This is a genomic window from Balneola sp. (assembly GCA_002694685.1).
In the GTDB taxonomy this organism is placed as follows: domain Bacteria; phylum Bacteroidota; class Rhodothermia; order Balneolales; family Balneolaceae; genus Gracilimonas.
Genome location: NZMW01000001.1, coordinates 463,646 through 476,978 on the forward strand (window position 1 = coordinate 463,646; position 13,333 = coordinate 476,978).

The 13,333-nt window shown below is 41.7% G+C and carries 8 protein-coding genes; 3 read left to right on the forward strand and 5 right to left on the reverse strand.

Translation table 11 applies throughout. The features are described 5' to 3' along the window. The first annotated feature begins 106 nt into the window (after positions 1 to 106). Positions 107 to 1,642, forward strand: coding sequence for a replicative DNA helicase (locus CL667_01980; GenBank protein ID MAL16454.1), 1,536 nt, complete (start codon positions 107 to 109; stop codon positions 1,640 to 1,642). On the opposite strand, the gene CL667_01985 is transcribed toward CL667_01980, so the two are convergent. The 5 genes from CL667_01985 to CL667_02005 form a co-directional block, all read right to left on the reverse strand. Continuing rightward, positions 1,639 to 4,023, reverse strand: a complete 2,385-nt coding sequence (locus CL667_01985) for an alpha-xylosidase (GenBank protein MAL16455.1) — start codon at positions 4,021 to 4,023, stop codon at positions 1,639 to 1,641. The genes CL667_01980 and CL667_01985 overlap by 4 nt on opposite strands. 68 nt (positions 4,024 to 4,091) lie before the next feature. Beyond that, positions 4,092 to 5,198, reverse strand: coding sequence for a glycosyl transferase family 1 (locus CL667_01990; GenBank protein ID MAL16456.1), 1,107 nt, complete (start codon positions 5,196 to 5,198; stop codon positions 4,092 to 4,094). 165 nt (positions 5,199 to 5,363) lie between these two features. Further along, positions 5,364 to 5,696 (reverse strand): endonuclease, encoded by a 333-nt coding sequence (locus CL667_01995; protein MAL16457.1) that lies wholly within the window; start codon positions 5,694 to 5,696, stop codon positions 5,364 to 5,366. Positions 5,697 to 5,915: 219 nt separating this feature from the next. Further along, on the reverse strand, positions 5,916 to 7,766 hold the full coding sequence (locus tag CL667_02000; protein ID MAL16458.1) for a DNA mismatch repair protein MutL: 1,851 nt from the start codon (positions 7,764 to 7,766) through the stop codon (positions 5,916 to 5,918). Between the two features lie 18 nt (positions 7,767 to 7,784). Then, positions 7,785 to 7,991, reverse strand: a complete 207-nt coding sequence (locus CL667_02005) for a hypothetical protein (protein MAL16459.1) — start codon at positions 7,989 to 7,991, stop codon at positions 7,785 to 7,787. 245 nt (positions 7,992 to 8,236) lie between these two features. Between CL667_02005 and CL667_02010 the strand changes: the two genes are divergently transcribed. Beyond that, a complete protein-coding gene (locus tag CL667_02010) occupies positions 8,237 to 10,465 on the forward strand; it encodes an isocitrate dehydrogenase (NADP(+)) (protein ID MAL16460.1) in 2,229 nt (742 codons plus the stop codon). Between the two features lie 417 nt (positions 10,466 to 10,882). Continuing rightward, complete coding sequence (locus CL667_02015; GenBank protein MAL16461.1) at positions 10,883 to 13,333, forward strand: bifunctional aspartate kinase/homoserine dehydrogenase I; 2,451 nt, start codon at positions 10,883 to 10,885, stop codon at positions 13,331 to 13,333.

Below are 13,333 nucleotides of genomic sequence, written 5' to 3' on the forward strand. Positions count from 1 at the left end.
GATAATTGTGTGCTAAATTTGTTGAAAAAGAATTCCCATATGGTGTCAATTTATACCTATTTTCGTTGTCCCACTTTCTCAGCATATCAAGTTTTTACTTTTACTCATGGCAAAAGGCAACGGTTCTAAATACGGTAATAATTATAAGAATGACGACAAAGTCCTGGAGCAAGGCGGACGTGTGCCTCCACAGGCTGTAGAGGTTGAAGAAGCCGTATTAGGAGCCATGTTGATTGAACATGGAGCTGCTACCATCGCCCTTCAGATGCTGAAGCCAACCGATTTCTACAAAACAGCAAATCGCCATATTTTTGAAACGCTATCAAATTTATATGAGCGTGACAATCCCTTAGATCTGCTTACTGTTGAAAACGAACTCAAAGATAATAACCTGCTGGATGTATGCGGAGGCCCAACTTATCTCTCCGATTTAACCCGTTCAGTTAGTTCTTCAGCCAATATCGAGTATCACTCACAAATCATCATTGAGAAGGCGATTAAGAGAAACCTTATTCTTAGCTGTAATGATGTAATTAAAGATTCTTATGATACCACCAGTGATGCTTACGATGTGTTAGATACAGCTGAGCAGCGTATTTTCGATCTTTCAAATCAAAAGAGCCGAAGTTCAGCTGTTCCTGTTGAGAAACTTTTGAAAGACACACTTTCCTACCTCGAAGACCTTCGCGGTAAAGATTATGGAATTACGGGTGTGCCTTCTGGACTTTCTGTTGATGATATGACCGCCGGTTGGCAAAAAGGTGATTTAGTTATTATCGCTGCCCGGCCTTCGATGGGTAAAACGGCTTTTGTTTTGACTGCTGCGAGAAATGCTGCCATGCATCCTGATGAGAATCTCAGAACACCTATCGCACTTTTTAGTCTTGAGATGTCGAACCAATCCTTAGTTCAGCGATTACTGACTATGGAAGCTCGTGTCCGTGCTGATGAAGCTCGTAAAGGTACCCTTAAGGACGATGACTTCCGTAAACTGATTGATGCCGCCAGTCGCCTTTTTAGTGCTGAAATCTATATCGATGATACTCCCGGTATTAGTTTGATGGAGTTGAGAACCAAATGTCGACGGCTGAAAAGTGAAAAGAACATTGGACTTATCGTAATTGATTACCTGCAGCTGATGCAGTCAAGTGCTAAGGATATTGGCAGCCGTGAGCAGGAAATCGCTTCTATCTCTCGTGGTTTGAAAGGGCTCGCTAAAGAACTCGATGTTCCGGTTATCGCCCTTTCACAGCTTTCGCGAGCTGTGGAACAGCGTGGCGGAGACAAGCGACCTCAACTTAGTGACCTCCGTGAATCAGGTTCTATCGAGCAGGATGCTGATATCGTTATGTTTCTTTACCGACCGGAATATTATGGTATTACTACAACAGCCGAAGGCCAGTCAACTGCCGGTATTGCCGAAATTATTATCGGAAAGCAGCGTAACGGACCTGTTGGAAGCAAAATGATGTACTTCGTGAAAGACTATGCCCGTTTCGAAAACCTAACTTCCGCCGATAAAGAAGATCCCTTTTTAACTGATGGTGGTGGAAGTGGAAATAATGGCGGGCCTTCAGGTGGAAATGACGGACCTCCACCTATGCCACACAGCCCTGCTCCTGACGAAGACGCTCCTTTTTAATTAGCTTTTGTAATTTTAAAGCTGACTTTATCCCCATATGGACTATCCGTCAGCCGGAAGCTTCCATTTCTGGAGGTAAGGGTAATTTCTTGGAGTTCATCACCTTCAGGTACAAATATATATCCTGATGCATCCATGTCATCAACAGAATAAACTTTGAGCTCAATTTCAGACCAGTCCATAAACTCAGTGGATTGAGCAAGCTTGATATGAGGAATCACTGAACCTGATTTCACCAAAGCAATAATCGGAATCTCTCCCGCCTCAATGGAATGCCAGCCGCCTTTGTACGCTTTCCCGGTTTGATAGTCAATCCATGTGCCGGGTGGCAAATAAACATCCCGCTGTTCCACATTTTCAAACAACGGAGCTACCAGCATATCAGACCCAAAAAGATATTGATCATCAATCAGCCACGATCCGGGATCATCAGGATATTCAACAAATAAGGCCCTTAGCATCGGCAAGCCACGTTCTGAGCTATGCTTGGCTTGGGAATAGAGGTAAGGCATTAGTTTATACCTCATGTTATCTGCCTTCCGAAATCCTTCCAAAAACTCGTCGCTATATTCCCACGGTTCAGTAGGTGGATTTCCATGAGACCGTACGTGAGAGGTCAACATTCCAAAAGGAGTCCAACGGCGATAAAGGTCTTCAGGTGTTGCCGTTACAAAACCGCCAATATCGTGGCTCCAAAAGGTGAATCCGGTCAAGCCAATTGAAAGTCCGCCTCGTAATGTTGCAGACATAGCTGTGTTGGTTGTAGCCGGATCACCGCCCCAGTGCACAGGATACCTATGACTTCCTGCCCAGGTACTTCGAGCCCATATAAAGCCATTGCCATGAACTTCTTTCGTAATATTGGCAACCGCTTTATTATAACGCAGTGGGTAAAGGTTATGCTCGTACCATCCCGTACGGTTAGAATCGTAAATACCATTTTCTGGAGCGGCTTCTCCGAAATCTACTTTAATCGCTCCCACTCCCATCTTGAGTAGTGGTTCCAGTTTATCCTGATACCACTTCACAGCTTCAGGGTTCGAGAAATCAAGGACTGCATCCTCGTAAGGCAGATTCCCTTTTTGATCTCTTACAGCGTATCCATTTTCTACAATCTCTGGGAATAGCGTGTTTTTGGGCGTGAAGTAAGGAAGCTGCCAAAGGGATATATGAAATCCGTCGTCTTTAAAATCGCTGATCATTTTTTCTGGATTTGGAAAACGGTCTTTGGGGAATTTATAATCACTTCTCCAATCAACCCCAAACCAACCGGTATCAAAATGAAGCACATCAGCTGGAATTTCATAGTCTCGAAGCTTTTTGATTACTTCCCTTCCATCCGCTTCAGAAAAGTAGGTGATCCGGCTCATCCAAAAGCCAAACGACCAAAGCGGAGGCATCGGAGCCTTGCCGGTCAACTCAGTGTATTCATCTAAAATGTCTTTTGGTTCACCTAAGAAAAAGAATAAATCCAGTTCGTCATCGCCAATCATCATCGAGTTAACTGGATTGTAATATTTCCCAACATCTACAGTAATAGGCGTTGAGTGATGCATGAAAACTCCATATCCCCGGCTACTCATATAAAATGGAACCGGCTTATACATGGTTTCATTTTGAGTTCCGTTTCCATCATCAACCCAAAGCACAACTTTCTCTCCCCGCTTATTGAATTGAGTGAAAGACTCTCCAAATCCAAAAATCTTCTCACCCGGTGAGAGCGACATCACAGCAGCCATTTGGCGAGAATAATCATCCGCTTTGCGAACATAAGAAAAAGGTAAAACCGGGGTAAATGTATTGGTCACATCTGTTCTGTGTACCGTACTGGTCAATAATTTGTCATTTTCATCATAGATATAAACATGCCAGGGGCTTTCTGTTATAACCACTTTTCCATGCTCACTGGCATAAACGTGACCTTCTGAGGTTTTGGAATAAGACCATGCTTCCCTATTCGTTGGAGCTGTACCGTTTAACAACATCAAAGATTCATGGTCGGTAAACTGAGGACCCGAAGTAGCCTTTAACCGAATTGTACGATCAGAAATAAATTCGATTGAAAAAGGGAGTTCAGGGCTTGCAGCATACTCAGTGCCCGGAAATTCATTGGCATCTACGGCATTAAGGCCGGCAAGCATATTGTTAAATGCCATCCGGGTTGAATACTCATATCTGTTATATCTAATGGTTCCTGAAGCTGTCTCCGGATCAAAGGAAGCAAGTTCATCAGCCAGATAATAGGTGTTTTTGAAATTGGTGAATTCCGGTGAAATATCTGTTGGCTCATTTAACAAGTCAGTGCCCTGAAGCTGAGCATTGGCTTGACTTACCATTATTAGTGAGAACAGTAGAACTAAAAATCCATTCACTTTTCGCATTGCAATCCCGTATTAACTTAAATCCAATTTGCTGATTATAGTAAATCTCAGCGAAGTAAGTCAGGAGATTATATCATTTCTTCAAATAAATCGTCAAAATCTTTGATGCGCTTCGTCCAATCCAGATGCTTGTTAATATTTTGAAGTGAATTCTTGGGAAGAGATTTGGTCTTACCAGTCAACAATTCTTTAAGGTGATGGAAGAGATCGTCCTCGTTATCATACAAAACCGGAGCATGAAGTAAAGGATTATGCAAGCTTTTTGGAATCAGTTCAGGATAGTGTAAACTGTTGGGCACCAATGGGTGACATCCACAATATATCGCCTCCATGATGGCTACACAGAAAAACTCATAGCTGGCTGTAGACACTACGATATCTCCAGAATGCAATAGCTTGCTGTAGTTCTCTTTGTCATCAACATATCCAAAATGAGTAATCTGCTGTCCAAAGCGTTGCCAGGCTTTTTCAAACTCTTCAGGCTTTTCGTGCTGAGTATCTCCCGCCAAAATCAGATCAAATTTAAGATCAATATCATTGAGTCGATTCAGTACCCGAAAAAACATGGCCGGATTACGATCAAACTGCCAGCGCTGGTTCCAGACAATAACCGGGTTCTCGTTCTGACTTCTGGTATCCGGTTGTTTATCAAATCCTTTAAGATCCAGACCGGGGTGCATTACAATGCTTTTTTCTGCAATCCTATTTACGGTATTATACTTATTAGCATCAGGGAAATTGTCGAGAAAATTAGGCAAGTTTTCTAACAAATCATCTAAGTGAAATTGGGAAGAGAATAAAAGCTTGTCAGCCACCAGCATACTCAGATAGTTGATGTAGCAGTAAGTCAAATCCCTCTTCTCTCCTTCTGGAATAGGTCTGGTGAACTGATTATCATGCATATACATGATGGTGGGTGTATGAGCAAACCTCGGATTTGTAAGCGCCATAAAGGCCGGAAGGTTTGTCATGCTGCTCGTAAGCAGTAAATCTATCTCCTCATCTACTTTATTTGTCATTTCAGCAAGTGATACAGAATCCCCATGCATCCTCCATTTCCAGCCTTTATAATTGAGCTTTATGGGAATGATATTATGGCTGGAATGCTTTTCGAGTCCTTTAAGAAAAGCTTTATGCGAGCCGCTGTAAAATGGTTCAACCGCCAGAATGTTCATGTAGATGATCTTGTGATCTTAAGAAAGAGATAAGTATAAGGAATTTATCCAAGAACCGAATTACAGTATGGATAAGATATGATTAAAATAAGGACGTAGAAGAAGTCAAAAATCACCTTTAAAACTCATATGCTAAGCAAAAGGAAAGATCCTTCGCAGGTATGCTCAGGATGACTTAGGAGGTTGAGTTTTATTTGGAGGCCATTCTCCTAGCACTTCTTTATTTAAAAAATTCCAACTTGGGTTTATTTGGCTAACCAAATCTTCTTTCCACTTTCTTTTCTTGCCCTTTATTCTCTTTTCAGCCTGAATAGCTTCATGCATTGAAGGAAAAGAATCATACCAGATTAAATTAAAGCAATAATACCTGCCAGCAAATGACTTTTGCGATCCCCTTTCTAAATAATGTTCCACGATCCGCCTTCGCAGATCATTGGTTACTCCAACGTAAAGTACCTTTCTGCCTGGGTTAGTTACGATATAAGTATAGGCTGCCATATCAAAAACATAATAAAAAAGTCATTCTGAGGGTACTCCCGAAGAATCTTTGCCACAAAATGATTGGGGTAGTTACATTGAGCACTACAGGATTTGCATCAAAATTTGACTAAGAAAGCATTCCATGCTTCGCTAAAGTAGATATTATTGTCAGTATGGCTAGATATAGATTATTCGGGAGGTATTAGACAATAAACTAGGTAAAGGAGATGACTATTACTATCTAAACCGCGCCTGAATCTCGTCCAGTGGAATGTAGCTTATCGTAGGCTTCTTGAGAGGATCCATATACGGTTGTTCACAGGCGAAAAGCTGATCAACTAATCCTTCCATCTCCTGCTCGGTGAGTTTCTTTCCCCGGGGAATAGCAGCTTTAGCAGCAAATGCGATTGCCAATTTCTCACGAGCTTCCAGCTTCACCTTCTGCCCTAATTCCTGATATTGATGAAGCATCGAAATCAACACCTCCTCTTCATTACCAATTTCGATATCAGCAGGTACGCCGTTTATCATGGCGGTATTTCCGCTCAAAAGCTGAACTGAAAATCCCATTCTTTGAATGATAGAATGAAGTTCTTTCAGAAGTGTATAATCAGAAGCAGACATCTCCAGTGTTTGAGCAAATAATAGCTGTTGAGTACTTGGCAGAGCTTCCTCGGTGGCGTTTATCGCTTTTTCAAAGATGATGCGTTTATGGGCCAAATGCTGGTCAATAACAGTAAGCCCTGTACGTGTTTGCGTCAGGATATAAGAATTATGAAGCTGCCAAAACCCTTTATCCTGGGTGACTTTCTTTTGCTCTTCTTCTGAAGGTTCAAAATTACCGGCTCCAGTATAATTTGGTTGTTGTATTGATGACCCTCTTCCGTATAGCTGCTCACCAAATTCATCCCCCTTACCCTGAATATTTGAAGAGCGGTTATTAATTCGGGAAGGAATTTGAAAATCACCGCTTCCAGATTGCCGGCTATTCTGAGTGTTAAAACTAAAACCGGAACCAAATCCCTTCGAGGAATCATCACTTAAAAAAGGATCGTCATTCTGTTCAATATTTGGAACCTGAAAGTGCTTGTTCAATGCCCGGTTCACTACTGAACGTGCCAATTGAATCACACTTCGCTCATCTTCGAACTTGACTTCCATCTTAGCGGGGTGAACGTTTACATCTACCTTAGCAGGGTCAATATCAAAGAAAAGAGCATAGAACGGATATTCATTATTACGGGTCCACGCATCATATAAACTCAAAATAACGTGAGTCAGATACCTGTGTTGAAAAGGACGCCCATTCACAAAAAGGAACTGTTCTCCCCTGCTCTTTTTAGCCAATTTAGGGTCAGAAGCGAATCCATGAATTTTAACGTAGCTGGTTTCTTCAGCAAACTCAATCAAACTCGCTTTATAAGAACTGCCAAAAATTTGTGTGACCCGGTCTTTCAGGTCCTGAACTGGTAAATCATAAATCACATCCCCATCAGCTTCGATGTAAAAAGCAACATCTGTACTGGCTATTGCCGCATATTGAACGGTTCGGATAATATGGCGAAGCTCGGTAACATCGGTCTTTAAAAACTGCCGGCGGGCAGGTACATTAAAAAATAAATTACGAACGGCTATGGTAGTTCCATTATCGGTTGCCGTAGGTTTGATCTCTCGTTCTTCACCACCCCAAACTTCAAATTCCCAGCCGTTTTCGTCTTCAGCTCTTTTCGTCTTAACCGTAACCTGAGAAACCGAAGCTATGGAAGCCATGGCTTCACCCCTAAAACCCAGCGTACGGATTTTAAAAAGGTCGTCAACCGTATTAATTTTGGATGTAGCGTGACGTTCAAAACAGAGTGGAAGGTCTTCCTTGCTCATTCCACAGCCGTTATCAGAAACCTGTATTAGTGTCCGCCCTGCATTCTGAATAAGGATTCTAAGCTCATCTGCACCGGCATCTACAGCATTGTCTATGAGTTCTTTAACTACAGAGGCTGGGCGCTGAATGACCTCTCCTGCCGCAATTTTATTACTTATTTCTGGGGGAAGCTGATGTATAATGGAATCGCTGATCCGGGTATCGCTCAATGTAAGTCTGTAGTTCTTTTAAAGTGAAAGTAAATATACAACAAGTGCGAGGCAGGCCGCAAAGAAAACAACTCGGGAAAATTGAGCCGGCCGACGTCGGGTGTGTGATTCAAATTTTATACGCTTACGGCGTTTTTCCCTTTCGTCCTTTTCAGGATCGTAATATCGAAAGGGGTAATCGAATTTTTTGGGCTTTGGCCGGAAGCCGAACATTGGTCGGATCATAACAACACCTCAATTTTATTGGCTTTGGATGGCTAACGCTAGTGGCTAACATATCTTATCTAATATACTGAATAAGAGACGGAAAAATCGAATCTTAAACAGTTAATCTTGCTCTGATATCCACAATATCCTTTTGAGTCTAAAATTTGTAAACTCCAAGCCCAATTATTTTCCTTCGGAAATCATTTTGTCGAACTTCACATTATATAACTGAAATCAATAAACACTAAGCACTTACTTAAAAAATGAGCACTGATAAAGCCAAGATTTTTTATACCATAACTGATGAAGGTCCTTACCTAGCCACACACTCGTTTTTACCCATTGTAGAAGCTTACACAAAAGCTGCAGGGGTAAATGTTGAGACCAAAGACATCTCTCTGGCCGGACGTATTCTTGCCACCTTTCCTGACTATTTAACGGATGAGCAGAAAGTCTCGGATGATTTAGCTGAGCTTGGTGAATTAGCCAAAAGACCGGAAGCCAACATTATGAAGCTTCCTAATATCAGTGCCTCAGTACCTCAATTAGTTTCAGCTATCAAAGAACTCCAGGAAAAAGGATATAAAATTCCTGACTACCCTGAAGAACCGAAAAATGATATAGAAGAAGAGATTCAATCTCGATACGGAAAAGCAAAAGGTAGTGCTGTAAATCCTGTCCTGCGTGAAGGAAACAGCGACCGTAGAGCACCAAAAGCTGTAAAAGAGTTCGCTCGCAACAATCCTCACTCCATGGGTGAATGGTCGTCAGATTCTCAATCACATGTATCTACTATGGACGATCATGACTTTGCTCATTCTGAGAAATCGGTCACTCTTTCAGATGCCGATGATGTAAAAATTGAATTCGTTGATACGGATGGAAATGTTCAGGTTTTAAAAGAAAGCACTCCTCTTCTTTCTGGTGAAGTTATTGATGCAGCAGCATTGAGTAAAAAAGCGTTAATCAGTTTCCTCGAGAATGAAATTCAAGATGCAAAAGACAAAGGCGTTCTATTTTCTCTGCACATGAAAGCAACCATGATGAAGGTTTCTGACCCGATTATTTTTGGTCATGCTGTAAGAGTTTATTTTAAAGACGTGTTTGAAAAGCATGGAGAAACGCTTTCTGAAATTGGAGTTGATCCCAATAATGGTTTTGGTGATCTGGAAGCTAAAATCAAAGATCTTCCTGATGACAAACAAGCTGAGATCAAAGCAGATATTCAGAAGTGTTACGAAAATGGCCCTGACTTAGCCATGGTAAATTCCCATAAAGGAATCACTAATCTGCATGTACCAAGTGATGTTATTATTGATGCTTCCATGCCGGCCATGATCCGAACTTCCGGACAAATGTGGAATAAGAACGATGAAACTCAAGACACCAAGGCTGTAATTCCGGAAAGCAGTTACGCAGGAATTTATCAGGAAGTCATCGACTTTTGCAAAGAGCATGGAGCTTTTGATCCTACTACAATGGGAAGTGTTCCTAATGTTGGACTGATGGCTAAGAAGGCCGAAGAATATGGCTCACACGACAAAACATTCGAAGTTCCAGGAAATGGTTCTGTACGAGTGGTTAATAAGGCAGGAAAAACCGTTGTAGAGCATCCTGTTGAAGAAGGTGACATTCGGAGAATGTGCCAAACAAAAGACGCTCCCATTAAAGACTGGGTTGGACTTGCTGTTCGCAGAGCTCGTGAAACCGGTGATCCTGCCGTCTTTTGGTTAGATGAAAACAGAGAGCACGACGCCGAACTCATCAAAAAAGTAAATACTTACTTGCCTGAGTTTGATACGGACGGACTAGAAATTCATATCATGTCGCCGGTAAAAGCAATGCGCTTTTCTTTAGATCGAATTAAAGATGGTAAAGACACCATTTCTGTAACCGGAAACGTACTGCGCGATTATCTCACTGACCTCTTCCCCATCCTTGAAGTTGGAACCAGCGCAAAGATGCTTTCTATTGTTCCATTAATGAACGGCGGTGGGTTATTTGAAACCGGTGCTGGAGGATCTGCTCCAAAGCATATTCAGCAGTTTCTGGATGAAGGTCACTTACGCTGGGATTCTTTGGGTGAATTTCTCGCTCTGGCTGTTTCCTTAGATCACCTTGGTAAAACATTCGATAACGAACGAGCTAAGATCCTTGGAGAAACCTTAGATACTGCTACTTCTAAATATCTTCAAAATGATAAATCTCCTTCACGTAAAGTGAATGAGCATGACAATCGTGGAAGTCACTTCTACCTGGCTATGTATTGGGCAGAAGCGCTTGCTGATCAGGATAAAGATGCTGAGCTGGCCGAGCGGTTTAAATCCGTTGCTCAGAAACTTGCTGAGAATGAAGATGCGATCAACAAGGAATTGATTGATGCGCAAGGATCTCCGCAAGACATCAATGGTTACTACTGGCCAGACCGTGAGCTCGTGTTTGATTTCATGCGTCCAAGCAAAACCCTGAATTCCATTATAGAATCTGTATAGTTTCTTTAGGGTACCAAAAGTACCGGCCCGGTTCTGAGAAGAGTCGGGCTTTTTTATTGAATTGATTTTATACCCAATCTCTATAATTTTTTTACTTCACAAATAAAATCACTACAAATTAAAAGCGCTACCAAGGCAATGCTTCTATTTAATTTATAATCACTTAGACTCTTTTTTATAGTTAGGGTTTACTTTAAAGCCTAAATAAAATAGACTAAACCCATGGTATTAAATCATACAAATAGCACTTATTACCAAGCTCTTTCAATGGCTTTGAGCACTGCTATGTCTATGGTTTCTTCCGCTACTACAATCACGATTATTACAACCCCTTAGGGGGTGCTCATCTCATATCGCCACTTGGCATTGCGCCAACATCTAACAGCTTTAAAGTCATTAATCTAAGTATCACTCATTATGTTAGTATTGAAATTTGGTGGAACATCTGTAGCCACTGCTGAAAACCTAAAAAAAGTCCAGCATATCATTCGTTCTCAGTCAGAGTCGGATAAAGTAGCTGTCGTCGTTTCTGCACTGGGAGGAATCACCAACCAGCTTCAGGAATGTGCACTCTTAGCTTCTAAAGGTGACGAGGGTTATAGAGAAATCTTAAAATCTATCGAAACAAGACATCTTGAACTATGTAATGATTTGCTTTCCGTTCAGGAGCGAAGCTCTACACTTACCCAAACCAAGCTATTACTCAATGATTTGGAGGATATCTGCCGTGGAGTGTTTTTGATCCGGGAACTCTCCCCTCGCTCATTCGATCATATTCTAAGCTATGGCGAAATTTTATCAGCAGGAATTATCACCGATTATTTAAATAGTTCGGGTCTGGACGTTCAACTTTTGGATGCTAGGAAGTTGATTAGAACTGATAACAAATTTGGTAAGGCTGCAGTAGATACCACTTTAACGTACACCGAGATAAAGAAACAGCTAGATGCTTCTTCTCCGGTTTCCATTTGTGCCGGATTTGTGGCTTCATCCAAAGAAGATGGATTTACAACCACTTTAGGACGCGGAGGATCCGACTACTCTGCCGCATTAATAGCTGCAGCTGTGGATGCCAAGGAATTACAGATCTGGACCGATGTAAACGGAATGATGACTTCAGATCCGCGACTTGTTCCAACTGCTCACCCTATTGAGCATCTCTCCTACGAAGAAGCCATGGAACTTTCCCATTTTGGAGCCAAGGTCATTTACCCGCCAACCATTCAACCTGTTCTGGATTCGGAAATTCCGGTTCATATCAAAAATACGTTCGACCCTGAAAATCCCGGTACCCTGATTTCAAAAGATGGTTCCGATGAAGGTCAGGTTGTCAAGGGAACTTCATGCATTCAGGAAATTGCTTTGTGCACACTCACCGGTTCAGGTATGATTGCAGTACCCAATATCTCATACCGTCTGTTTGGCTCGTTAAGCCGGCAGCAGGTAAATGTGATTATGATCACACAGGCTTCCTCAGAACATTCCATTACAGTTGGTATTGCTTTAGATGATGTCGAAAAAGCCCAAAAAGCCATATCAGAGGAGTTTTCCTATGAGATAGAAACTCATAAAATAAACCCACTTGATGTAGAAACAGACCTTTCGATTATTGCTTTAGTCGGTTCTCGCATGAAGAAGCAAGTAGGTGTAAGTGCCAAGCTTTTTGATACGCTAAGTCACAATGGGGTAAATGTGCGGGCAATTGCACAGGGATCAACTGAGCTGAATATTTCTGTGGTGATCGCTAAAAAAGATCTCAAAAAATCTTTAAACAGTATTCACGAGAGTTTCTTCCTTTCCGACCGCCGAAAACTTAACCTGTTTATGATTGGCGTAGGGAATGTCGGTAAAGTCTTTATTGAACAGGTGAAAGCACAGCAGGAATACCTGACTAAAAAGCATAATCTTGATGTTTTGATTACTGGACTGGCCAATTCCCGGCAAATGTATTTTGATGAGGAAGGCATTGATTTAGACAGCTGGGAGCAGCTTTTGGAGAATAAGTCCGAATCAATGAATACTTCTCTTTTCATTGAAAAAATGAATGAGCTTAATCTTAGAAATAGCGTCTTTATTGATTCAACCGCATCAGAAGAAATAGCCGGACTCTATCAAGATGTGCTTGAAAGCAGTATCTCTGTGGTGACTCCAAACAAAGTAGCTTGTTCATCATCTTATCAAAACTACAAGCAGCTGACTAATGCCGCACTGAAGTATAAATCGAAGTTTTTATTTGAAACCAATGTTGGAGCCGGACTTCCCGTTATTTCTACCCTGAATGATTTGGTTAAAAGCGGTGATGAAATCCATACAATTCAGGCGGTCCTTTCCGGTACATTGAACTTTATCTTCAATAACTACAACGGCTCCACAAAGTTTAGTGAAGTAGTTAAAGAAGCGAAGGCAGCAGGGTTTACTGAACCTGATCCTCGATTAGACCTCAGCGGTGTTGATGTAATGCGGAAGATTCTTATTCTTGCCCGGGAAAGTGGGTTTGAACTCGAACTGGACGATATCACAAACAATAGCTTTGTCCCCGAGGAATGTATGGAAGTTGATAGCCTTGACGATTTCTACCAAAAATTGGACGAACATGAAAAGGTATTTCAAAGACTATATACTAATGCTCATGCAGATGGAAAACGCCTCAAGTATGTTGCCACTTTTAAAGACGGTAAAGCTGAGACTGGATTAGAAATGTTTGCTTCTGACCACCCTTTCTTTAATTTGGGAGGCAAGGATAACATTGTTCTATTCTACACCAATCGATATAGTGAACAACCCCTTGTTGTTAAAGGAGCCGGAGCCGGAGCGGCTGTTACAGCTTCAGGTATCTTCGCAGACATCATGAAAATCGCATCCGCTTGA